This window comes from Flavobacterium sp., assembly GCF_013822155.1.
Lineage (GTDB): Bacteria > Bacteroidota > Bacteroidia > Flavobacteriales > Flavobacteriaceae > Flavobacterium.
Genome location: NZ_PNJW01000048.1, coordinates 1 through 23,278 on the forward strand (window position 1 = coordinate 1; position 23,278 = coordinate 23,278).

Annotated in this window: 22 protein-coding genes and 1 pseudogene; 9 read left to right on the forward strand and 14 right to left on the reverse strand. The window is 34.3% G+C overall.

Going from position 1 to position 23,278, the window contains the following annotated elements:
* Window positions 1–31 precede the first annotated feature (31 nt).
* Complete coding sequence (locus C0512_RS11355) at window positions 32–1,837, reverse strand: gliding motility-associated C-terminal domain-containing protein (RefSeq protein ID WP_290861650.1); 1,806 nt, start codon at window positions 1,835–1,837, stop codon at window positions 32–34.
* A 73-nt stretch (window positions 1,838–1,910) separates the two neighbouring features.
* Here C0512_RS11355 and C0512_RS11360 point away from each other — a divergent pair, with 73 nt between their 5' ends.
* Genes C0512_RS11360 through C0512_RS11375 form a run of 4 tightly spaced genes read left to right on the forward strand, consistent with a single transcriptional unit; the run spans window position 1,911 to window position 5,828 of the window.
* The gene (locus tag C0512_RS11360) at window positions 1,911–2,900 is read left to right on the forward strand and encodes a GNAT family N-acetyltransferase (protein WP_290861652.1); all 990 of its coding nucleotides are present in this window, start codon (window positions 1,911–1,913) and stop codon (window positions 2,898–2,900) included.
* Complete coding sequence (locus C0512_RS11365) at window positions 2,897–3,985, forward strand: DegT/DnrJ/EryC1/StrS aminotransferase family protein (protein ID WP_290861654.1); 1,089 nt, start codon at window positions 2,897–2,899, stop codon at window positions 3,983–3,985. Before C0512_RS11360 ends, C0512_RS11365 begins: the two co-directional genes overlap by 4 nt.
* Window positions 3,985–4,557, forward strand: coding sequence for an acyltransferase (locus tag C0512_RS11370; protein WP_290861656.1), 573 nt, complete (start codon window positions 3,985–3,987; stop codon window positions 4,555–4,557). The genes C0512_RS11365 and C0512_RS11370 overlap by 1 nt, the downstream gene beginning before the upstream one ends.
* Entirely contained in the window at window positions 4,551–5,828 is a 1,278-nt protein-coding gene (locus C0512_RS11375) for an O-antigen translocase (protein WP_290861658.1), read from the forward strand. The genes C0512_RS11370 and C0512_RS11375 overlap by 7 nt, the downstream gene beginning before the upstream one ends.
* Here C0512_RS11375 and C0512_RS11380 read toward each other — a convergent pair.
* Window positions 5,825–6,964: a glycosyltransferase gene (locus tag C0512_RS11380; RefSeq protein WP_290861660.1), complete on the reverse strand. Its 1,140-nt coding sequence runs from the start codon at window positions 6,962–6,964 to the stop codon at window positions 5,825–5,827. The genes C0512_RS11375 and C0512_RS11380 overlap by 4 nt on opposite strands.
* Between C0512_RS11380 and C0512_RS11385 the strand changes: the two genes are divergently transcribed.
* From C0512_RS11385 to C0512_RS11395, 3 genes are read left to right on the forward strand one after another with little or no spacing between them, the layout of a single operon-like run.
* Window positions 6,963–8,090 (forward strand): glycosyltransferase, encoded by a 1,128-nt coding sequence (locus C0512_RS11385; protein ID WP_290861663.1) that lies wholly within the window; start codon window positions 6,963–6,965, stop codon window positions 8,088–8,090. The genes C0512_RS11380 and C0512_RS11385 overlap by 2 nt on opposite strands.
* 57 nt (window positions 8,091–8,147) lie before the next feature.
* Complete coding sequence (locus C0512_RS11390) at window positions 8,148–8,537, forward strand: FdtA/QdtA family cupin domain-containing protein (protein WP_290861665.1); 390 nt, start codon at window positions 8,148–8,150, stop codon at window positions 8,535–8,537.
* Between the two features lie 5 nt (window positions 8,538–8,542).
* Entirely contained in the window at window positions 8,543–9,532 is a 990-nt protein-coding gene (locus C0512_RS11395; protein ID WP_290861667.1) for a class I SAM-dependent methyltransferase, read from the forward strand.
* Here C0512_RS11395 and C0512_RS11400 read toward each other — a convergent pair.
* Genes C0512_RS11400 through C0512_RS11410 form a run of 3 tightly spaced genes read right to left on the reverse strand, consistent with a single transcriptional unit; the run spans window position 9,518 to window position 12,105 of the window.
* Complete coding sequence (locus C0512_RS11400) at window positions 9,518–10,480, reverse strand: glycosyltransferase family A protein (protein ID WP_290861668.1); 963 nt, start codon at window positions 10,478–10,480, stop codon at window positions 9,518–9,520. The genes C0512_RS11395 and C0512_RS11400 overlap by 15 nt on opposite strands.
* A gap of 10 nt (window positions 10,481–10,490) precedes the next feature.
* A complete protein-coding gene (locus tag C0512_RS11405) occupies window positions 10,491–11,369 on the reverse strand; it encodes a glycosyltransferase (RefSeq protein ID WP_290861670.1) in 879 nt (292 codons plus the stop codon).
* Window position 11,370: 1 nt separating this feature from the next.
* The gene (locus C0512_RS11410; RefSeq protein WP_290861672.1) at window positions 11,371–12,105 is read right to left on the reverse strand and encodes a glycosyltransferase family 2 protein; all 735 of its coding nucleotides are present in this window, start codon (window positions 12,103–12,105) and stop codon (window positions 11,371–11,373) included.
* 92 nt (window positions 12,106–12,197) lie between these two features.
* Here C0512_RS11410 and C0512_RS11415 point away from each other — a divergent pair, with 92 nt between their 5' ends.
* Window positions 12,198–13,445, forward strand: a complete 1,248-nt coding sequence (locus tag C0512_RS11415; protein ID WP_290861673.1) for a hypothetical protein — start codon at window positions 12,198–12,200, stop codon at window positions 13,443–13,445.
* On the opposite strand, the gene C0512_RS11420 is transcribed toward C0512_RS11415, so the two are convergent.
* Both C0512_RS11420 and C0512_RS11425 read right to left on the reverse strand, forming a co-directional pair.
* Window positions 13,414–14,097 carry a cell division ATP-binding protein FtsE gene (locus C0512_RS11420; RefSeq protein ID WP_290861675.1) on the reverse strand — a complete coding sequence of 228 codons (684 nt, stop codon included), beginning with the start codon at window positions 14,095–14,097 and terminating at the stop codon, window positions 13,414–13,416. The genes C0512_RS11415 and C0512_RS11420 overlap by 32 nt on opposite strands.
* 51 nt (window positions 14,098–14,148) lie before the next feature.
* A complete protein-coding gene (locus C0512_RS11425) occupies window positions 14,149–14,373 on the reverse strand; it encodes a hypothetical protein (RefSeq protein WP_290861677.1) in 225 nt (74 codons plus the stop codon).
* Between the two features lie 270 nt (window positions 14,374–14,643).
* Between C0512_RS11425 and katG the strand changes: the two genes are divergently transcribed.
* Window positions 14,644–16,824 (forward strand): catalase/peroxidase HPI, encoded by a 2,181-nt coding sequence (katG, locus tag C0512_RS11430; RefSeq protein WP_290861679.1) that lies wholly within the window; start codon window positions 14,644–14,646, stop codon window positions 16,822–16,824.
* A gap of 122 nt (window positions 16,825–16,946) precedes the next feature.
* Here the strand turns inward: katG and C0512_RS11435 are convergent.
* The 7 genes and pseudogenes from C0512_RS11435 to C0512_RS11465 all read right to left on the reverse strand — a co-directional run.
* A pseudogene (locus C0512_RS11435) lies at window positions 16,947–18,003 on the reverse strand (linear amide C-N hydrolase).
* A 219-nt stretch (window positions 18,004–18,222) separates the two neighbouring features.
* Window positions 18,223–18,579 (reverse strand): VOC family protein, encoded by a 357-nt coding sequence (locus C0512_RS11440; protein ID WP_290861681.1) that lies wholly within the window; start codon window positions 18,577–18,579, stop codon window positions 18,223–18,225.
* Window positions 18,580–18,778: 199 nt separating this feature from the next.
* Entirely contained in the window at window positions 18,779–19,129 is a 351-nt protein-coding gene (locus tag C0512_RS11445; protein ID WP_290861683.1) for a DUF86 domain-containing protein, read from the reverse strand.
* A complete protein-coding gene (locus tag C0512_RS11450; RefSeq protein WP_290861685.1) occupies window positions 19,110–19,406 on the reverse strand; it encodes a nucleotidyltransferase family protein in 297 nt (98 codons plus the stop codon). Before C0512_RS11450 ends, C0512_RS11445 begins: the two co-directional genes overlap by 20 nt.
* 263 nt (window positions 19,407–19,669) lie before the next feature.
* On the reverse strand, window positions 19,670–20,083 hold the full coding sequence (locus C0512_RS11455) for a hypothetical protein (protein ID WP_290861687.1): 414 nt from the start codon (window positions 20,081–20,083) through the stop codon (window positions 19,670–19,672).
* A 175-nt stretch (window positions 20,084–20,258) separates the two neighbouring features.
* Entirely contained in the window at window positions 20,259–22,268 is a 2,010-nt protein-coding gene (locus tag C0512_RS11460) for an AAA family ATPase (RefSeq protein WP_290861689.1), read from the reverse strand.
* Window positions 22,269–22,439: 171 nt separating this feature from the next.
* The coding region (locus tag C0512_RS11465) for a site-specific DNA-methyltransferase (protein WP_290861691.1) at window positions 22,440–23,278 on the reverse strand (839 nt) is incomplete at its 5' end.

Consider the following 23,278-nt stretch of genomic DNA (forward strand, 5'->3'; position numbering starts at 1 on the left):
GCTTCGAGAACTATGGTTTAAGCAAGTAAACTCAACGCGTGATATACAAAAACCCTTGATACGGTTTGTTATAATTGGGGTCATTCAAATGAAGCACATAAAAATAAGTGCCATCCGGTGCAATATTTCCGTTCCATTTGATTTCTTCCGTCACTTCGCCCCGCCAATCGGCCGTGTTTTGATTGCCTCTCCAAATAAGATATCCCCAACGGTTAAAAATCTTAATTTCAAAATTTAAAAAAATGTCCCGCAAACCATCCACAAAAAAGAAATCATTCGAACCGTCTTCATTGGCAGAAATAAAATTATAAACTGTTGGCGGACAATTTTCAACCGTCAAAGTAAGTGGAGCAATACTCGGACAGGGTTCATTTTCAATTCGCATATAAATTGTTCTGGGAGTAAGCGTTTGATAATTGCCGGTCGAGATAATCGCATTATTCCCCGATTCTGCCTCTTCCATGGTTTCATGTGCAGTTACTTCAATCATGGCCGTTCCCATCAATTCATTCAACACCGGATTTAAATCAAAAGTTCCCTGACTAAATCCTTCATTACAAACCTGTAAAGCCGCTAACGGAGGAATAATCGGTGAAACCAACAACGTTACTTCTTGCGTTGCCGTGTTGTTATCATCACTAATTTCAATCACAATTCCGGTGCCGTTACCAATGTCGTCCACCGCAAAAACTAATTCAAACGGATTTGTTGTTCCTTCCGGAAGCAGAAGTGTAATGCTGTTTGATTCGCTTCCGTCAATGGCAATCACATTCATAGTGGCAGCAGAAGCAATGACAACACCGTTAACATAAACCGCAATAGGGGTGTTGGCCGGCAACGGATTGGTAGCATTCAAATTATAAACGGTATAGTCAACCGTTACTTCATTGGAATTACAACTGAGGTAAACGTTGTCAATCACAATGGTCGCATCCGGCACCTGACTGTTTAATTTAGTCACCACGGCATTAATCATCACAAAATCCTGACCCGAGGTCAACGCTATTTCCGCTGATTGGTCACCGGGCTGAATGTTGTTTTGAATATCATAAATATCTAAATCCATATTAAACAAGGCCGAACTTCCCGTGATGCTATTCGTGCCGTTAAAGGCATTATCCTCCGGATTCAAGGGCGGATTACTCAAAATAGTTCCGTTGATTTGCAACGTTTCCTCAAACGCTAGATTAGAATCACCTTCCCAAGCGATAAAACCGATTTTTGCTCCGATATCATCAATCACATTCAAGTTGTCTAAAACAAAAGTCAAATTATTATTGCCAAAACTTACATAGTCTAATCCGTCATACACATTCAATTGATTCAGTGGCAACGAATCATTTTTATACACAATAATCATGGCCCAACCGGCAAAGTTGGTAGCATTCGGGCAATAGTCCGGAATAAGCTCAGTCAAATCAAGTTCAGAGAGCGTATAGTCACCGTTTCCGGTAGAAAGTACTTGTTCCGTAACGTCTTTAAAAGCACTAAAGAAGATTAAACCGGAAGTCGATTGAATAAGGTTAAAAGTTCGGTCAGGCGTAATGGAAATTCCGTTGAATTGAACCTCAAAATCACCCGGCCCCGAACCTGCCCAATACAAAAAAACCTTTTCAATCGCATCATCAGGTTGCATCGCTAAAGTAGCCGTAGCAGAAGTGTTGATGATGCAAGGAGACAGAAAACCTCTGTTTTCTTCCGTGTTTAGCGTATTGCCAATAAACGTGAAATCATACCGACCATTAAACTGTTGATACAAACTAACCTCTTGCCCCCAAACAGAGAATGCAAAAAAATGTAGTAGCCATAACAGAAAATAGTTGTATTTTCGTTTCATAAAGTATAAATCCTCGATTTGGGATTTAAAGATACTATTTTATTGAATATAAAAAAAGTCTCGAAGCATTCGAGTGAGTCATACGGTGCAGCAATACCTGATAAGAAAATATACTTCAGCTGATTATTCAATTTGGAATGATTTTATCAATCAAGCCAAAAATGCTACTTTTTTATTTCACCGTGATTTTATGGAATACCACCAAGATCGCTTTGAAGATTATTCACTCATCGTAGAAGATGAAAAAGGGTGGGTGGCTGTTTTACCGGCAAACAGAGTAGGAGAGGAAGTCTTTTCACACCAAGGGTTAACCTATGGCGGATTGGTTTTTAAAGGAGATTTAAAACTAGAAAAGGTACTGCTGATTTTCAAATCAATTTTGCAACAACTTCATGTAAGCGAAATTAAAACACTACATATAAAAGAATTACCTTTTATCTATTGTGATAATTTCTCAGATGAATTAAAGTATGCTTTGTTTCTCGCTGAAGCTAAATTGTCTCGCCGCGATACCTTAGCCGTAATTGATTTATCAAAAGAAATAAAATTGGCATCAGGCAGAATGGAAGGCGTAAAAAGAGGAATAAAGAACGAATTGATAATTAAAGAAGAAAATGATTTTACTACTTTTTGGAACTTGGTGTTAATTCCGAATTTAATAAATAAGCACCAAGCAAACCCGGTTCATTCTTTAGAAGAAATAACCGCTTTAAAACATAAATTCCCATCAAACATCCGACAGTTTAACGTGTATAAAGAAAATGAAATAGTGGGTGGCACCACCATTTTCGAAAGTAAAAAGGTAGCTCATACACAATATATTTCAGTCACATCCTCTAAGAATGAATACGGAACGTTAGATTTTATGTATCACTATTTAATGACAGAAGTATTTAAAGATAAAGCGTTTTTTGATTTTGGTATTTCCAATGAAGAACAAGGGCGAAAATTAAACGGCGGTCTTTCCTTTTGGAAAGAAAGTTTCGGAGCTAAAATTGTAACGCAGGATTTCTATGAAGTTGACACAGCAAACTTCACTAAACTTGAGCAAGTAATAAAATGATAAAATTCTTTGATTTACATAAAGTCAACAAACAGTACGAAAAAGCTTTCCATGAAAAGTTGGAGCAGTTCATGCAACGCGGTTGGTATATTCTGGGAGACGAAGTACAATCATTTGAAAACCAATTTGCCGCTCATTGCGGAACCAAACATTGCATTGGAGTAGGGAATGGTTTAGAGGCTTTAGTCTTGATTTTCAAAGCTTACCTCGAACTTGGAAAATTACAAAAGGGAGATGAAGTAATCGTTCCGGCAAACACCTATATTGCGAGCATCTTATCCATTTTACAAACGGATTTAGTCCCGGTGTTAGTAGAACCCAAGTTAGAAACCTTCAATTTGAATCCGGATTTAATAGCCGCTAAAATTACTTCCAAAACCAAAGCTATTTTGGTCGTTCATTTATACGGACAGTTAGCGGATATGGAAAAAATTGATTCGATTGCAAAGCAACACAACTTGTTAATCATCCAAGATGCTGCTCAAGCTCACGGAGCCCATCTCTCATCACCCGTTTTTAATCACCCTTCTGCCTACAGTTTTTATCCAACCAAAAACCTTGGTTCTTTAGGCGATGGTGGAGCAGTGGTAACGAATGATGATGACTTAAACAAAATCATTCGTGCTTTGCGAAATTACGGGTCAGAGAAAAAATACGTCAATGACTACCTCGGAATAAATTCCCGCTTAGATGAAATTCAAGCTGCCTTTCTAAAAGTAAAATTACCCAACTTAGCTAATGATAATCAGAAAAGAAGACAAATTGCCAATCGTTACTTAGCAGAAATTAAAAACGATAAAATTGTTTTACCTTTTTATGATGGTTCAACCAATCATGTGTTTCATTTGTTTGTCATCCGCACAGAAAAGAGAACCGAACTACAAGACTATTTAAAAGAAAACGGAATCGAAACCATGATTCATTACCCGATTCCGCCACATCAACAAAAAGCATTGAAAGAATTTAATTCGTTATCTTTCCCAATCACAGAAAAAATTCACCGTGAAGTTCTGAGTTTACCCATGAGTCCGGTGCTCACAGAAGAGGAAGTGAGTAGTATCATTCAAGTTTTAAATCAATATTAATGGGGTTATTCTATAAAATAAAGCAACTACTGTTTGTTGAGTTAAGAGTTTTAAAATTCAAACTTTTATCCGATTGTAAAAACACAGTTGGTAAACCAAACCTTTATCATCCGCTCCTGCTGAAAGGAAAAGGAAGTATCTCTTTTGGCAATAATGTTCAAATTGGTGTCGTTGCCTCACCCAATTATTTTTCTCATTATGCTTATTTAGAAGCCAGAAACGAAAACAGTGTTATTCAAATAGGGAATAATGTTTCCATAAACAATGCTTTTTCAGCTGTTGCCTTTTCAAAAATCAGAATAGGAGATAATGTTTTAATCGGCACAAATTGTTCCTTGATGGACAATGATGCTCACCATTTAGCTAGTAACAAACGCCATGAGTCCTCCATTTCAAAAGAAATAGTAATAGAGAATAATGTATTCATTGGTTCTAATGTCACTATTTTAAAAGGAGTTACGATTGGTGAAAATACGGTGATTGGAAATGGTTCGGTTGTAACAAAGTCTATTCCTAAAAATGTAATTGCGGCCGGAAATCCGGCTCATGTCATTAGAGAATTACCGTGCTAAGTTTCATAAAAAGAAATACGCTACTCAAAGTACTTTCCCTGAATTCCATTTCAGTGATTGTCAATTTTATACTGGGCATCGTTTCTTTAAAAGTAATTTCTGTCTATTTAGGCACTTCAGGAATGGCTTTAACCGGCAGTTTCAGAAACTTCACAACACTTTTTAAATCGTTATCAACGAATGGTTTTTCTCAGTCTTTAATAAAATTATTTGTCGAAAATAAAGAAGATAAAAAAGAGTCGTCTGTGGTGATTTCTACTTTCTTTTGGCTTTTCATTATAGTTTCTGTTCTTTTAGGGATACTAATCATTTTGTTTTCTGAACCAATTAGTTATTTTGTGTTGCGGAATGATGCGTATGCTTTCTACATTAAAATTTTCGGATTGATATTGCCATTTGTTGCGTTGCAATCGTTTATGACTTCTGTTTTTAATGGATTGTTGTGGTTTAAGAAAATTGTTTTTCTACAAATTGTATCATCTGTTGTGGTTTTCATCGCAACTGTTTCATTAATATATTACCATCGCCTGGAAGGTGCTTTTATAGCGATTGCTTTGGCAGATTTTATACTTTTCTTAATTGTATTATTTGTTGCTTTTCAAAACAAAGCTTTTCTGCAATTTGATTTGCAATACATTATAGCCAAAAAGCATCTTTCAGTAGTTCGTGATTTTTCAATTATGGCTTTGTTAAGCGGAATCATTGTGCCTTTGAATTTTATTTTAATACGAAACCTGATTATTGATTATCATTCCATTCAACAAGCCGGGATTTGGGATGCAGTAAACAGAGTATCTGGATTTTATATGTTGTTTTTTACAACCGGACTTTCATTCTATTACATTCCAAAGTTGGCATCCATTCATACAAATGCAGCGTTTAAAAGTGAATTGAAAAATTACTTTAAAACGATAATTCCAATTTTTATGTTGTTGGTTTTGTTGTTCTTCTTTTTAAAAGACCTATTAATTCAAATCGCTTTAACGGAAGAATTTCAGGAAGTAAAAACGTTGTTGTTTTGGCAGTTGTCCGGTGATTTCTTAAGGCTATTAACCCTCGCTTTCGGCTATCAGATTTTAGTCAAAACGATGATGAAAAGATATATTGCAGTCGAACTGCTTTTTAATATTTCTTATTTTGTTTTGTCCTATTTTATGATACAAAAATCAGCTGTAACGGGTGCATTACAAGCGTATTGTATTGCCAATTTTATAACGTTCTGTTTGGTGTTTTGGATGTTTAGAAATACTCTTTTTTCTAAAAGAAATTAATTGCTATTCCAAGTTTCAGAATACTTCTCGGCAATCTTCACATAATCATGTTCCTTTTCAACAAAAGCTCGTGCATTTTTCCCAATCCTGATAATTTCCTGCGGATTTTCAATTAAAAATGATAATTCTTTTACCAATTCATGCACATCCGGTAAAGCATTGATAGCAACTCGCTCTGTTAGCTGATAATAATCAACAAATTCTTGTTCGGCTCCGGTAAAAACAACTTTTCCTTTTGCCATAGCTTCTAACGCGTTGTATCCTTGATCGTAGGCATAAACTTGATCTAAAAGAATATGAGCTTTGTTATATAACTGAATATATTTCTCATAAGGGATGTTTTCCGTAATGATGATTTCAACTTTAGCAGCATATTTTTCATCAATGATCTTCAACGCTTCTTCAAAAAAGTGAATTCCTTTTTTGACATAGTTGTGCCTGTTGATACCTAAAAACAAAACAACTTTATCTTTTATTTCCATAGGAATAAAATCAATTTTAGCACAGTTGATTGGATTTGGAATCAATCCGAGATACTTTGAATTTCCTTCTAACGGAATTGCATAATCGAAATCAGTGGCAATGACACCGTTACTGTTTTGATACAAAAAATCATGTAACTTCAAATGACTTTTAGAAACATACCGCAGTATATAAGGATATTCATTACTTGCTTTTTGTTCTTCCAGATAGGGAGTAAGTATAGAGTACTTAAACTTTTTATCTAGCATATATTGCACATTCACGGCATCGGCACCTGAGGAGAGTAAGAACAATTTGTTATTATGCAAAAGCAGTTTTTGAATCAAATAAATCTCAAAGGATGCAATGGTATTAATAGATGCTTCATTAATGAACTGAATCACCTCAAACTTTTTCAGTTTAGGAAGTAAAAAATAAAACCGAATACCACGTTCAATAGAAGCAATATCAATCTTAAAGAATTTGTGCAAAGCTCTTCGCGGATAGTATAAAAGTTTTGATTTACTCCATTTCGCATCATACGACAAATCGTTGGGATAATTTTTAAAATCATCACCATCACTCACTAAAGTAACTTCATGACCAAGTGTCAAAAGTCCCTCTTTTAAAGAATTATGCAAACGGCTGTATTCGCCTATCAATAAGATTCGCATGAATCGATTATATTTGTATGAATTTAAACAAAAACGATTGCAAGATAAGAAAATTAAAATTGGATTGTTAGGAACCAGCTTAGCTCATGGCGGAGCAGGAAAAATCCTTGCTTTGTATTCCATTGGCTTCGAAAAGGCAGGGTTTGAAGTGCATACTATCCTGGTCAATTCAACTATTGATTTTGAATACAAAGGAAATTTAGTAGACTTAAGCAAGCACAAAAAGGGTTTTTTCAACCGATTTAATCGATTCTTGATTTTAAAAAAATACATTCAAAAGAATCAATTGGATTATTTAATTGATTTTCGGGTTCGCAATAAACCGTTCATGGAATGGTTGCTTAATCAATTTGTTTTCAATTGCCGCTATATTCCAACGGTGCATAGTTTTGAATTGGATTATTACTTTCCTAAAACTGATTTTTTGGCGAAACTGATTTATCGAAATGCCTATAAAATTGTTACGGTTTCTAAAGCTATTCAACATAAAATTGAACAAAAGTACTCGCTCAAAAACGTAGTCACTATTTCCAATCCATTAGATTTTGATGAAATAGAAACAAAAAGTGTACAACCTCTTTTAATGACTGAAAAGTTCATTTTAGCGGTAGGCAGAATGGAGGAAGACAACATCAAGCAATTTGATAAATTACTCGAAAGTTATGCTGATTCTCAATTACCGGCACAAAACATTCACCTTTTTTTTCTTGGTGACGGCATGTTTAAATCTAAATTAGAATTGATTGTAGCAAAAGCTAACCTTACTTCATTTGTACATTTCAAAGGGTTTCAAAAAAATCCGTATGCCTTCATGAAGCAAGCTCAATTTTTAGTCCTTTCCAGCCGAAATGAAGGTTATCCTAATGTATTGATAGAAGCTTTGGCTTGTGAAACACCTGTTATTTCGTTTGATTGTGAATCAGGACCAAACGAAATCATTCAGCAGGAACAAAATGGGTTATTAGTAGAAAATCAAAACATTGAAAAATTAACGATTGCCATGAATCGATTTGTTTTGGAACCGGAATTATTGAAATTTTGTAAAGCAAACACGTTGCATTCGTTAGAAAAACATCGATTTGAACAAGTCATTTTACAATGGAAGGAAACAATTTTTAAAAAATAAGGCACTCTAATTACTTAATCCCTTAGATTTGTAAATCAAAATTAAAAATAAACTATTTTGTCTTTTCAACTTATAGCTATACCAAAAATTGAAGATCCGCGTGGCAATTTATCTGTCATAGAAAAAAACGTGTTGCCTTTTGAAATGAAACGTGTTTACTATTTATATGATGTACCAAGTGGTGCTGAGCGTGGCGGACATTCGCATGTTCAACAAAAAGAGTTTTTGGTGGCTCTTAGCGGAAGTTTTGATGTAATTCTAAACGATGGAAAAAAAGAAAAGACAATTACTTTAAACAAACCTTTTGAAGGCTTATTGATTAATGAAGGAATTTGGCGGGAATTGAAAAACTTTTCTTCGGGTTCCGTTTGTTTAGTAGTGGCTTCAGACGTGTTTGAAGAGGCAGATTACATTCGGGATTTCATCGATTTTTGCAATTCAAAATAACCGAAATGACAAAAGAAACCTCATTAGTTTCTGTGGGAGACTTCCTTGATGTTTACTATAAAGTGAAACAAAAAGGATTTCTGCAATTGGCTTCCCTTTTCAATTTATCTAAAAACAAACGGGTTTCAGCAAAGTGGAATCAATACCAATCTTCTTCTGATTTTTGGATTATTCCGGCCTTGCAACAACATTGGAATACTTTGATTTCCGGTAATCCGGAAGTGAGTTATGAATCGTATGTTGTTCAAAAATACTTTCACAACAAAACTAATTTATCCTTATTATCAATTGGTTGCGGCGAAGGAAAACACGAACGTAAATTTGCTGTTTCCGGACTGTTTTCAAAAGTAATCGGTGTAGATATTTCTAAAGACCGAATTGAACGAGCCAAACAGTCGGCTATAGAAAACAACTTAAAAATTGACTATTTAGCCGGTGATTTTCATCAAATGAATTTTAATAATGAATCGTTTGATTTAATTTTATTCGATTCCAGTTTGCATCATTTTAATGACATCAATGGGTTTTTAAAAAACGAAATTTCACCACTATTAAAAACAGAGGGAATTTTAGTAGCTAATGAATTTTGTGGCCCCAATCGTTTGCAATGGAAAAAAGAGCAACTTGATTTTGCGAATGATTTACTAAAAGAACTCCCCAAAAAATATAAAACGCTCATCGATGGCAAATCCGTTAAGCGGAAAGTTTATCGACCGGGATTAATCCGGATGCTTTTAGTAGATCCTTCCGAAGCTCCTGATTCGGCTCGTTTAAAAAATGCCTTGCAGAACAATTTTAAAGTGTTGGAAGAAAAAAAATTAGGTTGGAATATTCTGCATATTCTCTTGAAAGGCATCGCTCATAATTTCTTAAAAAATGACGAAGAGACAAATCAACTACTCGCTTATTTGATTAATAAAGAAGAAGAGTTTGTTGAAAGAGTGGGTGAAGCTGATAGTATTTTTGGCGTTTATCAAAAATCAGGACTTAAATAAGCGGGTGTAGAAATTGAAATACATTTTGTTTGAATTCAACAACCGTCCAATTACAAAAAGTCTTTTTAAAACAAAAGCAGGCAACTTCAACAAGATTTTGTTTTTCAAAGGGCAATTTTCCATCGCTATCGCGGAATAATAAAACGCAAAATTCTTTTCATCACCGGCTAATTTATGTTTAAGAGCATAAACAACACGGTACAAATCTAAAAATTTCTTGAGGGAAGGATTTTCTTTTTCTTGTTGATAAAACTTATCCAATCGGGCAAAGTTTCGTTTTGTGGTATCGCTGAAACTAATTTTATTTTGAGCCGTCATATTATATCGGGCAGAAATTTCAGTAGAAAAAGCCACCGGATAGTTAATGGCAATTCGAATCCATAAATCGGTATCTTCTCCTGCACCCAGGGTAATTGTTTCATCAAAGTAACCAATTTTATCTAAAATAGTTTTCGGAACGGCAACGGCACTGGTCCACGCTAAGCGATAGGTCATGCTTGATTTGAAAAAGTCAGTAACGATTCCGCTCCAATTCTCTTTTGGAAGATCATCAAAAGTAGGTTTTACGATAGAGTGCTCGGAAAAATAAAACTCATAATTAGTGGCCAGTAATCCGGCCTCAGGAAATTGCTGAAACAATTGAAATAATGTTTCTAAATGGTTTGGAAACCAATAATCATCAGCATCTAAGAAGGCAATAATTTCACCGTTAGCATAGTTAATTCCGAAGTTTCTCGCTTGTGAAACACCTTTGTTGTCAGTTGAAATCAGCAAAATCCGGTCATCGGAAAACGAATTTACAATTTGTTCACTTTTATCCGTTGACCCGTCATTAATGATAATCACTTCAAAATCAACAAAAGATTGATTCAACACACTTTCAAGCGTTTGTTGAATTTCTTTTTCCTTATTGAAAAGCGGAATAATTATAGAAAATATGGGTTTCATGACTATTGAATTATTCTAATGAGCAAAGATAACCTAAGCGATAGATATCAAAATAAACTAATTTTGGATTTGTACTCAATATATTTCTCTTTAAAAAGGGAGCTACCATTTTAAAACCAACTGCTACTAATTTTGTTAATCCCAGTTTTTTCAGTTTGGAATAAGCTTGCACTAAAGGATTCATTTGGTCCACACCTTTTTCATGAAGAAGGTATTTTTTTCGGGATTCAACTCCTTGCAACGCTTTTTGAAAATAAACTTCATTTGTTTCTAATCCTAAATGAAGGATTGGGTTATCAAGATGAAGCACAGAAATATGTTGTTGATATAGTTGATATCCAAAATAAATATCCATGCCATAATTTTTCTCGTTGGCTTGGTAATTAAAGTTTAAAAAAATTGATTTTGGAACTAACATATTTCCTGAAAACACGTAGGTATAGGGATTTTTATTTCGTTCAGAAGCATATTTTTCTTCTCGCTCCTTTCCATAGCGATACCTTAAAATTTTTGAAGCATCAGTTGATTCCTTTTCATATTGATAGCCACCAAAAATAACGGTGTTCGGTTGTATAGCATCGATATAATGTTGGATAAAAGCGGAAGTAACGGGAATCACATCTGCATCTAAAAATAATAACCAATCATATTTTGCTTGTTCTGCCAATCGTTGCCGTGTTCGCGTCCGTCCGACATTGGTTTGGTTAACGTTATAAATACAGTTGGGTAAAGTTGAAATAACTTGATTTTCAATTTGATAATCATTATTAGATTGGTCATCCAAACAAATGATTTCAAAAGGAATTTGTGCCTCTAAGCATTGTTGATGCACATTTTTTACAAGTGCAAGAATAGCATAATTATACGTCGGAATTAAAATGGATAGCATATTAAAGTCTTAATAATCCATATTTAAAAATACACCAAATTGCCCAAAAACCATCTTTCCAATTGATTTTTTTACCTTCTTCATACGTTCTTCCGTAATAGGAAATGCCTACTTCATAAATTCGAATTTTGGGAATGCGAGCTATTTTTTGAGTGACTTCAGGTTCAAACCCAAAACGATTTTCATGTAAAGAAAGTGATTTTAGAAGGGCAGCATCAAACAATTTGTAACACGTTTCCATATCGGTCAAGTTCAAATTACTGAACATATTTGATAGGAAAGTTAAAAACCGATTGCCAATGGTATGCCAGAAAAATAAAATCCGATGGGGTTTTCCTCCCATAAACCGCGAACCATAAACCACGTCAGCATGACCGCCTAGCATTGGTTTTAATAAAACAGTATATTCTTCCGGATCATATTCCAAATCAGCATCCTGAATGAGGATGAAATCACCGGTAGCTTTTGAAATTCCGGTGTGAATTGCGGCACCTTTTCCTTTGTTTATGTCATGCTTGTAATAATGAATGACAAATTCCGGATTATTAAATTGATAGGCTAATAATGTTGCTTCGGTTTCATCGGTTGAGCAGTCATTCACTACAATGATTTCTTTCAAAACAGCCTCAGGCAACACAACGTCCTTAATTTTGTTTAAAATCAAATGAATCGTCCTTCCTTCATTGTAGGCAGGAATAATAATCGATAATTTTTTGGGATTGCTTTGGTTTTCCATACAATTGAAAATAATAACCTATTTTTGACTATTATTTTTAAAGCAGCAATTTAGCTTTTTTCAACCAATAGGCGTTTTTTTTAATTAAAAATATGATTCTTTTTTTTCAAAAATACCAATTCCATTTTCTATTGCTGGCCTTTGGATTGCTTTGGTTGTTGTTTTTATCAGCAATGTTGGATATTTCTGCTCAAACCTTGATATATCCTGACGCCGGTGATTATAACTTGTCTGCCACTAATTTCTATTTATATTTTCGCGGCCATTGTTATCGACCAATGCTGATGGCGGCCATTTATGGTTTTCCACTATTATTTGGAGCTTCTGCCTTTGATTTGTATGGCATTGCGATTTATATTAATGTTTTTTTATGGTTAGCTACTATTTTAATTTTATTTGAATTACTTCAAACTTATGTAAGTAAGAAAATCGCATTTTTGATATCACTTTGTTTTGTTTTCTTTGTCAGCAATGCGTTGTTTAATTTTCATTTATTAGCAGAAACCCCTTTTCTTTTTTTCCTGATTTCAGGGTTTTATTTTATTCAAAAGTATAATCAAACGAAGGTTTTTAAATGGCTCGTATTTGCTCTTTCCATCATCGTTTTAAGTATGTTAATCAAACCGGCCAGTAAGTTTTTTGCAATACTAATGCTACTCTATTTTGCCAAAACACTTTTTTCGCACTATAAACAAAAAGTTATGGTTTTTTTATATGCTTCTGTGGTTTTATGTTTTGTTCAAGCGGCAGGTTTGAAACACCAGTTTGGCGATTTTACGATTAGTTATATTGATAGTGTGACGTTTTATAATTACCTGTTTTCAAAAGCAGATTGTTATAGAAAAGGAGTAGAGTACAATCAAATCAAGAATCCGAGAGCGGAATATTTGTTCACTCACAAAGCCCATGAGCAAAAACAAATTGCAAATGCGGATATAAAAGAACAAGTATTGAACAACAAATGGAATTTGATAAAAGCGTATAGTCACAATTTTATGTGGAATTCAGCCACCGGTTCCATTTGCATCAAAGGGTATTCAAACGTAAAGGGAAATCCCGATTTTGAGACCAACCAAACTATTTTATCTTGGATTTCTAAATACCAAAATCGATTAATGACGGGTTTAGGAATCGTGCTGGCTTTGTTGTCCGTTTGGAAGTATTATAGAAAAGATACCTTTTTGCTTTTCGCAGGGCTTTTGATACTTTATATTATAGGAATATCAGGTATATCAAGTGATCAAGGCGATAGATTTCACCTGATAACTTATCCGTTTACTTTACTGCTGTTAGCAAAATATGTGAGTACTAAACCGTTCTTTGCACCACTTCAAAAATAGTGCTGTCTTCGCATTTCAACGTTTTGGATGGAAATTTCATAATCAACGCATAATCATGTGTTGCCATGATAATCGTTTTTCCGTTTTGATTGATTTTTCGCAATACTTCCATCACTTCCACACTGGTTTGCGGGTCAAGGTTTCCGGTGGGTTCATCCGCTAGAATTATTTCCGGATCGTTTAATAAGGCTCTGGCAATGGCAACCCGTTGTTGTTCTCCACCCGATAGTTGATGAGGCATTTTGTGAAGCATTGATTTCATGCCTACTTTTTCCATTACTTCATCAATTTTTTGCTTCATTTCAGCTGCTTCTGTCCAGCCAGTAGCTTTCAAAACAAATTCTAAATTGTCATATACACTTCGGTCCGGCAGTAATTTGAAATCTTGAAAAACGATACCTATTTTTCTTCTCAAATACGGAATGTCATTCTCTTTAAGTTTAGCCAAATCAAAGTCAACTATAAAACCTTCGCCGTTGGTTAATGGTAAATCAGCATAAAGTGTTTTCATAAAACTACTTTTCCCGGAACCTGTTTTTCCAATCACATAAATAAAATCACCACGTTTCACATCTAAGTTGATGTTTTTCAAAATCATGTTATTTTCTTGCGAAATGTTTACGTTTTTAAGCGAAGCAATGGTGTTTGACATAAATTGATTTTTTGAATGGTAAAAGTAATAAGTTACTGATGGTTTTCAAAATTATTTTTTCAATTTAGTAAGGGTATAAATTCCACCTGCAAAAAGTACAACAGCAAGTCCTAAATATAAATAGCCTTCTTGTTTGCCAGATTCGTTAGAAGCATCAATTTTTAAACCCAATAAATTCACCGATTTCGAATTGTCAGCAATCTTAGTTGAACCTATATAGCCAATTCCCAAACTGATAATAATTAAAATCGCTCCTATAATTTTTGATGTATTCATTTTTTTAAAAATTTAGTATTTTTACAAGATAGTGAATTTAAGTTTAGAATCAGCATTTCTGCCATTTATTAAAAAAAGAGAAGCATAATTATTATCAGATTTATATAAAACAATAGTTTTTATCTATTGAAAACTAATAATTATACGAGTTTATTTTGTTAAATTTGAGATTGTTAAATTATTAGATTAAAACTACTATTTTATTAAATGGTAGTTGGGTTTTGATATTTAATTTTTAAAACAAATCAATTTAAACTTAAAATAATAAATATGAACAATTCACAACCGGGAAAATGTCCGTTTGGTCACGGAGCCAATACTGAAACCAGCAATTCAGTAATGGAGTGGTGGCCTAAATCACTTAATTTGGACATTCTTCACCAACATGACACAAAAACCAATCCGAATGGTGAAAACTTCAACTACGCAGAAGCCTTCAAAAAACTGGATTTAGAAGGCTTAAAAAATGATTTAAAAGCATTGATGACCAACAGTCAAGATTGGTGGCCGGCTGATTGGGGACATTATGGAGGTTTAATGATTCGGTTAGCTTGGCATGCCGCCGGAACTTATCGAGTAGCTGACGGTAGAGGGGGAAGCAACACAGGAAATCAACGTTTCGCTCCGCTGAACAGTTGGCCTGATAATGGAAACTTAGACAAAGCCAGAAGACTATTATGGCCTATTAAGAAAAAATACGGAAACAAAATTTCATGGGCTGATTTATTCATTTTAGCCGGAAACATGGCCCATGAATCGATGGGATTCAAAACATTCGGTTTTGCCGGTGGTCGTGAAGATATTTGGCATCCGGAAAAAGATGTTTATTGGGGTTCTGAAAAAGAATGGTTAGCTAAAACAGGAAGTAACGGAACCCGTTATTCCGGCGAACGTGACCTTGAAAACCCGCTGGCAGCAGTGATGATGGGGCTTATTTATGTGAACCCGGAAGGAGTAGATGGAAATCCTGACCCTTTAAAAACAGCTCATGACATGCGAATCACGTTTAAACGGATGGCCATGAATGATGAAGAAACGGTTGCCTTAACCGCGGGTGGTCACACAGTTGGAAAAGCACACGGAAATGGTGATGCTTCTCTTTTAGGCGAAAGCCCTGAAGGCGGAGACATCAAAGACCAAGGTTTTGGTTGGATGAATCCAAAAGGAAAAGGAAATGCAGGAGATACAGTAACCAGTGGATTAGAAGGAGCTTGGACAACCAACCCAACTACATGGGATAACGGTTATTTTGAAATGCTTTTTAACCATGAATGGGAATTAAGAAAAAGTCCTGCCGGAGCTTGGCAATGGGAACCAATCAGCATCAGAGAAGAAGACAAACCTATCGATGCTCATAATCCAAACGCTCGTCAAAATCCAATTATGACGGATGCTGACATGGCTTTAAAAGTAGATCCTGAATACAGAAAAATTTCTGAACGATTCAGAAATGACCCTGCTTATTTCAATGACGTTTTTGCCAGAGCTTGGTTCAAATTAACCCACCGTGATTTAGGTCCGAAAAACAGATACCTTGGTGCCGATGCTCCAACAGAAGATTTGATTTGGCAAGACCCAATTCCAACGGTTGATTACACCTTATCTGAAACAGAAATTCAAGAATTAAAAGAGAAATTACTAAACAGTGGTTTATCGCAAGCAGAATTAATCAATACCGCTTGGGACAGTGCCCGAACTTTTAGAGGTTCTGATTTTAGAGGCGGTGCAAACGGAGCTCGCATTCGATTAGCTCCTCAAAAAGATTGGGAAGCTAACGAACCTGAACGTTTACAAAAAGTATTGACTAAGCTTGCTGAAATCCAAAGCGGATTAGCTAAAAAAGTAAGCATGGCTGATTTGATTGTTTTAGGTGGAACTGCCGCTGTTGAAAAAGCAGCAAAACAATCCGGTGTGAACGTTGCAGTACCTTTCAGCCCCGGTCGTGGAGATGCTACACAAGAAATGACTGATGTAGAATCGTTCGAAGTTTTAGAACCGCTTCACGATGGTTTTAGAAACTGGCAGAAAAAAGATTATGTAGTTAACCCTGAAGAAATGTTATTAGACAAAACGCAACTTTTAGGACTAACAGCACCGGAAATGACCGTGTTAATAGGAGGGATGCGAGTTTTAGGAACCAACTTTGGCGGAACTAAGCATGGTGTTTTTACCGATAGAGTAGGTGTTTTATCTAATGATTTCTTTGTGAATTTAACAGACATGAACAATGCATGGAAACCGGTTGCCTCTAATCTTTACAATATTGTAGACAGAAAAACCGGAGCAACAAAATGGACAGCCACCAGAGTAGATTTAGTGTTTGGTTCAAATTCCATTTTGCGTGGATATGCAGAATTTTATGCACAAGACGACAACAAAGAAAAATTTGTAAAAGATTTCGTGGCCGTATGGAACAAAGTCATGAACCTTGACCGATTTGATTTAGCTTAACCTTAAAGTTTTATACAAATGACAAAAGGTAGTCCAAACGGACTACCTTTTTTATGTTATAATAGTTACTTCAACCTTTTCTCCTTCAACCTCACTTCACCACAAGCAACTTAGCTTTTCAATTAAATTGGAGCAAATTGAAACGGTTCAGTGATTTTAAAATTCATTGAAGCTTCTCCTGAGTAGTTTTCATTGTTATCTAAACTTAGTTTTTTCACTTTTCCTTTTTCACTAAAAATCTATTTTGCTGAATTCTACCCAAACCACATTCGGGTTTAAAACATTATCAAAATAGTAAACCAAGTTCTTTTGATCGGCAACGGTTCTCCATCGCGTTGAAGAAATATTGGGCTCAGTTTCTGAAGAAATACCAAGCGGAACGGAACAATTTCGGATAACGCTAAAAACACTGGGCAAGGCAACTCTTGTATTATCTGTTTTAGGAATTGCATCGATGTAATAAGCTGCTCTTGTAAATCGGTCTGCCGCTCTGTTTGTTCCGGGGAGCGTGATGGTTCCCGGAATTCCTTTCCAATAGGCATTGATAGCTAATTGTTCTTCAAAAATAGGGGAGTTGGTCATGGTTACAAAAGATCGGTCATGATGTATCACTAATTTTCCATTTATATATTCAAAAATAGCGTTGTCTCCGGATGAATCAGATAGCGATAAATGAACCGTTGCAAAAATATCAGTTCCGGGAATATGAGAAGATGCAACAACAAACTGCTCTTTTCTCAAAAAATCAACGGCTTCGCTAACCGTTGCAAAATTATCCAAAACATACTGTAACCATAGAGAAACAGCAAGCCCCGGTTTATCTTTATTCTTTTCAAATTTCGGATAAACAGATTCTGATAACCACAACAAATTTCCAACTAATCCTTTTTCATTCATTCCATCCGAGGAAGTGATATCCCACGAGCTCGTGATGACACTTCCGTATTTTGATTTCCATTTCACGGAGGTGCTTCCTGATTCACCATTACGATTCATCCCCCTTGGAAAAATCCAAAGATTGGCCGGAATATCGCCCTTCCAATCCATGGAACGAGCCGTAAATATTGTACCGTTTGGGCCCTGATAAACTACTCTTGTACAAGCAAATGAAAGGCTTGAAACAAAAAGAACAAACAAAAAGAATAATGTAAGAACTACTTTTAAAGATTTTGTACTCATAATTTTAAAGTTTAGTTGCTTACTCTTTTGGTTTTTCAGATACACCCCGTTTATAAATGGTTTCTGGACTCCATTAAAGCTGATTAAAAGCATTAGTGTTACTGTAAACTTACTGAACTGATTTTAATCAATAATAAAGTAAATATACTAATAACGAAAATTTATCATTCGAAAAAGTATTAGCAATGTCTTCAATTCTAAATTGCATCTAATTCTATTTTAAAAATTTGTTGCTTGTCCAAATGTCAGCAAGTTGTTGTCTGGATCAAGTAACGCAAATTCTTTTTGTCCCCAAGGTTTTGTGTTTAAATGGCCGTTTGGGTGAATTACTACCTTGCGGTCTAAAAGCGATTGATAAAGTTTATCAATTTCGTTTGTTCGAATATAAACTTGTCCGTAGTTTTCTTTTGGGTCAAGTTGTGTAAATTGAAAAAAATGAATTTCTATGGCGTCTTTTCCAATAATTAAATAATCGTCATAGTCACCAAGCACTTCAAAACGCAACAGATTTACATAAAAATCCTTCGTTACAATTTTATCACGCATTGGTAATTTTGGATTGATATTCGTGAGCATAGTGAGTTGATTTAGTATAAATGTTACCTGTTTCGTTTTTCGGAGTTGTTTGGAATAATAATCGCCAGTATCAGCCTCTCAAACCCCATCCCGAACTGATTTTAATCAATAATAAAGTAAATATATTGGTTTTTATAAGTAAGCTGAAAATTAAGTTTTTTAAAAGAAGTTTGCAACAGCAACTACTATTACCTCATTTTTATTCTCCATTTAGGAATTCAGAAAGTTGTTTATTCATAGCTGGAATTTTATTTTTCATAACATCCCAAACTATGGCATAATTAACTCCCATATAATCATGAATCAATCTGTCACGCATTCCAGCCATATTTTTCCATTGAAAAGTATTCCATTTTTCTTTAAAGTCAGCCGGAATTTTCTTTGTTGCTTCCCCAATAATTTCTAAACTTCTAACAACGGCTCTTTTCAACGTTTCATCTTCCATGAAATCTTCAAACAACAAGTTTTCGCTAACAGAAATAATGAATAAGCATTCGTCCTGAATATGTTTAAGATATTCTTTTGGCTCTTTAAACATATTGAACTTCATTTAAGATTTTTGGCCCAATGTAGGGACTCAAACCATTCAGGGTTACAACTTCTATTTTTTCGTTTTTGAATATTTTTTCAAACAAATCATAAACAGCCATAAAGTTGTCAAAGTTTTCTTTTTCAGGTTCAAAATCAATCAACAAATCAATATCACTCTCGCTAGATTGTTCATTACGGATGTATGAACCAAATAAACCAACATTTCGAATACCAAACTTCGAAAGCTCTCGCTTATTGGATTTTAGCGTTTTTAATATGTTTTCTCTTGTTGTCATTTCTAACTTTTTTCAAATATACAAAAGTTTGTCTTTTGAAACTCAGGTCGTCCAAATTATCACTAACCTCAGCCCCTCAAACCCCATCCCGAATTGATTTTAATCAATAATAAAGTAAATATAGTAGTTTTCAGAAGACTAAAAAACAAACCCCGCATAGAATCCACTAAACGAGGTTGTTTTTTATTTATTTTAATCTCGACGCTTCGGGAGAATTTTTTAAAGAGGTTGTGCAACGTTTACTGCTGTTAGCAGCTACCATTTTATATTTGTATAATAGTGCTAATTAGTTGTAGACCATTACCAATTAAAAGCAAAATAAACCCAAATGGTCCAATCTTTTTATTGTTATATGATAATAAAGTCCACTTCTCAAACTTTTCTGGTTCATCAAAAATTTGAGTAAATAATAAAACAAAAATCATAAAAGGTAACAATAAAGCACCACAAGTTTTATTTCCAAAAAAAGCAGCCGCAGTAAAAGGAATAAGAACAATTATCACAATTGATATACTTGCTATGAAACTCTTCCCTGTCCAATTAGAAAATTGAATAAACTTTTTTAGAGGTTTCTCCATCCATTTCGAGCCGAAAGCTTCAATAGTTAGAATAAAAGAACCAATAATTTCAAACATAATCCCCATTACGGATAATGAATATTGATTAAAAAAGGTCATAGTAAATGTAGTTTATGGTTGCTTCTAACTTTTTAGGGGTTTGCGAAGTCGATATTTTTCAACACTAAATTTCATTAAATACACAATCCCCATGCTTTGGGAGAATTCAGCACTTCACTTTCATAGAAGCACGAAACCCCCGTTTTTTTTCCAAGCATTTGTTGTCTGCTTTTTTTTATTTTTCATTCCGATTTCTTAAATAGTTAGATTTAAAATCTTCAAAATCCATTGGAGAATCTAGAGGTTCATTATAATCATTCCAACTTTGTCCATACTCATTTTCTCCTTTTAGTGATGATTCAAAATGGAGAGACCAACTATCAAGATATTTGGCATATTCTGTTTCATAAAAGCCATTATCGTCTATGTTATCTCTGTTTTTTAATATGTGATTATGATAAAAATCAATTAGTCTTTTGTCTTCAATTATATCTTTTTTTTGGATACGTCTTTTTAACGTCAAACCTTCAAGTGTTCTACATCGGCTTAAAGCGGTGTATAGCTGTCCGTTTACGAAGGCACCAGAGCCTAAATCAATTATTACATTGTCAAATGTTAAACCCTGACTTTTATGAATTGTTATAGCCCAAGCTAGTTTGATTGGGTATTGTTCAAAAGTCCCAATTACTTTTGATGTTATACTACCTTTGTTTTTGTCCCACTGATATTGTCTGTTTTCCCACGTTTCCTTTTGAAGTGTCTGAACTGAACCGTCTTTAAGTCGTACTTCAATTTTTTCATCATCAAGAAATTCAACTTTTGCTATTGTTCCATTTACCCATCGCCTTCCTTTATCTGCACTATCATTTTTCACAAGCATTATTTGTGAATTTCTTCTTAGTTCTAATACGGGGTCAGTAGGATATTTATCTTCCTTGAAATCGCCTATAATATTAGCTTTGAAGAAATGACTTTTGTATGGTAAACTATTGAGTTTAGTTACATTCTCTGATTTAGCTAAGTAGTTATTGGTTGTTAACGTGATTACAAATTCTTCGGGATTAGAAGTATAACTTAGATTATATCTTTTATTTAGTTCGTCAATTCCCAAACTATCTATCGAACAATCTCTAACTTTGTTAAGTAATCTAATGAACTGTTCATTCGATTGCCTATGAACCTTGCTAAACTCAAATGTTTCAGGATTTAGCTGTTTATATGCAATGCTATCAAAGAAATACTCACTATCATAGATAATTTTAAAAAGTTCTCGTTCAACTTCATCTGCATTATCAATAATAGGTGGTAATTGAAAAATATCACCAACTAAAATTAACTGTTTGCCACCAAATATTTTGTTTGGATTTCCGCCATTCATACGCAATGAATAGTCTAAACCTTCTAAAATATCAGAACGCAACATTGAAACTTCATCAATTATGATAGTATCTGTTTTTTCTAAAATTTTTCGCTTTTGATAAAATTCTTTGAAAATGGTTATATCAGGGTCGTTAGGAAGAAGAGGCTTTAATGGAAAACGAAAAAAAGAATGTATTGTCTGCCCACCAATATTTATTGCAGCAATACCTGTAAATGCAACTAATAACACACTCTTCTCAGTCTTCTTGGTAAAATAATGAATAAATGTAGATTTACCTGTTCCTGCTTTACCAGTAAGAAAAATTGACTTATCAGAATTTTCGATTAAGTCGAAAAGTTTTTGGGCTGTTTTATCGTTCTCATAACCATTAGGGAGGTCAATGTATTTATTATAAAAATCTGGCAATTCCAATTCATCAAAAAGTGTAAGTTGTTTTGCTTGACCATTGTCGCCTTCTTCTATTCTTAAAAAGAAAAACAAGTCTCCCATATTGTCGTGATATGGGTCGTCAATATCAAGTTCTTCATCATAGCCCGCTAAATGTTTGAAGATGTAAAATGCTTTTTTTAAGATACTTTGAAATGATGTTGTCCCCCTTGCTATGCCATTAGATATTGATTTTTTTGAGATAGTAATACCAATGAAATGAAGGTACTGTAATAGGTCGTCAATATTTTTTTCCGTTTCAGAAATATCGCAGTTATCGTTAAAATCTTGGAAACCTTTTTTGAATGGAAAGTCGCTTTCTTCATCAGGTCCATAATATATTTTTCGAGCAATAGAAGGATTAAAGGTCCCGTCTGTAATTAGAGGGGATTTTTTAAAATTTAGCCGCCAAGTATTTTCTATTTGTTTAATCGTCATTTTGTCGCATTATGGGGTTTCTTAAAATAGCATACAACTTTCTGGTAATATAGCGGGTTTTATACTAAATTAACTCAACCCATCTCTTTGCGAACCGCCGAGTATATCACCCGTATGCTCGGTGGTGTGAGAGGCTCTCCCTGCTAGTTTCTGGCAGGGCAGTCTACTCGATTATGCGTTCGTGCTTTTGTTTGTAAGTTCCTTGGATTGTAATTCTAGTGATTTTATTATTTCAACATTTGATTTAAAATCAAAAAGTCTACTAACCTCAGTTTCTCTAGTTTGAATAACAATTTTTAATGGATAATCCTTACCAATTGAGGCTCTTTCAATTTTTTCGATAGCATCTTCAATTGTTTCATAATTTGATTGTATTTTAACAGGAACTGGCTTCCCCTCACTATGATCCTTTAAAAAACCATCTATGCCAATATTTCGTTGAACAGGAAAAGCATTTAGGTTTGCTAAAATAGCAAGTTCCTTTTCAGTTTTTTCTAAGTAATCTTCAGAACCCTTATTTAATAAATTCGATTCAGTAATTATCATCTCTTCAAGTCTAATATTCGCCAAATTAACAGCATCAATTGATTTGTCAATTCCAATAAAATTTCTTTTTAAAAGCTTAGCAGATACACAAGTTGTCCCACTACCACAGAAAGGATCTAAGACTAAATCTCCTTCATCAGTTGCGATATTTAAAATTTGATTTAATAACAATACTGGTTTTTGTGTTGGATAACCAGCTCTTTCTTTTGCTTTTGGATTTAGATATGGAATTTCCCATACGTCAGATAATGGTACTCCTTTTTTCTCTTTACCAAGTACTACATTTCCATTTTCATCTCTCTTATAAACAGATTTTCCATTTTCGTTTCTTTGTCTATCTTGCAAAATCTGATCAAGATTTGTTGTTGAAGCATAATCTGTATACAAAGTTTTGAACTTGAAATCTACAGTTTTTGAATAAAAAAATATTACTTGATGGGAATTTAAAAGTCCTTTTTTTGAAT

Coding starts and splice junctions, on each gene's coding strand:
- C0512_RS11415 (WP_290861673.1), top strand. CDS start 12,198: ATGATTCTTTTTTTTCAAAAATACCAATTCCATTTTCTATTGCTGGCC.
- C0512_RS11410 (WP_290861672.1), bottom strand. CDS start 12,105: ATGGAAAACCAAAGCAATCCCAAAAAATTATCGATTATTATTCCTGCC.
- C0512_RS11365 (WP_290861654.1), top strand. CDS start 2,897: ATGATAAAATTCTTTGATTTACATAAAGTCAACAAACAGTACGAAAAA.
- C0512_RS11425 (WP_290861677.1), bottom strand. CDS start 14,373: ATGAATACATCAAAAATTATAGGAGCGATTTTAATTATTATCAGTTTG.
- C0512_RS11405 (WP_290861670.1), bottom strand. CDS start 11,369: ATGCTATCCATTTTAATTCCGACGTATAATTATGCTATTCTTGCACTT.
- C0512_RS11420 (WP_290861675.1), bottom strand. CDS start 14,097: ATGTCAAACACCATTGCTTCGCTTAAAAACGTAAACATTTCGCAAGAA.
- C0512_RS11400 (WP_290861668.1), bottom strand. CDS start 10,480: ATGAAACCCATATTTTCTATAATTATTCCGCTTTTCAATAAGGAAAAA.
- C0512_RS11445 (WP_290861683.1), bottom strand. CDS start 19,129: ATGAAGTTCAATATGTTTAAAGAGCCAAAAGAATATCTTAAACATATT.
- C0512_RS11370 (WP_290861656.1), top strand. CDS start 3,985: ATGGGGTTATTCTATAAAATAAAGCAACTACTGTTTGTTGAGTTAAGA.
- C0512_RS11440 (WP_290861681.1), bottom strand. CDS start 18,579: ATGCTCACGAATATCAATCCAAAATTACCAATGCGTGATAAAATTGTA.
- C0512_RS11355 (WP_290861650.1), bottom strand. CDS start 1,837: ATGAAACGAAAATACAACTATTTTCTGTTATGGCTACTACATTTTTTT.
- C0512_RS11380 (WP_290861660.1), bottom strand. CDS start 6,964: ATGCGAATCTTATTGATAGGCGAATACAGCCGTTTGCATAATTCTTTA.
- C0512_RS11460 (WP_290861689.1), bottom strand. CDS start 22,268: ATGACGATTAAACAAATAGAAAATACTTGGCGGCTAAATTTTAAAAAA.
- katG (WP_290861679.1), top strand. CDS start 14,644: ATGAACAATTCACAACCGGGAAAATGTCCGTTTGGTCACGGAGCCAAT.
- C0512_RS11385 (WP_290861663.1), top strand. CDS start 6,963: ATGAATCGATTATATTTGTATGAATTTAAACAAAAACGATTGCAAGAT.
- C0512_RS11455 (WP_290861687.1), bottom strand. CDS start 20,083: ATGACCTTTTTTAATCAATATTCATTATCCGTAATGGGGATTATGTTT.
- C0512_RS11450 (WP_290861685.1), bottom strand. CDS start 19,406: ATGACAACAAGAGAAAACATATTAAAAACGCTAAAATCCAATAAGCGA.
- C0512_RS11395 (WP_290861667.1), top strand. CDS start 8,543: ATGACAAAAGAAACCTCATTAGTTTCTGTGGGAGACTTCCTTGATGTT.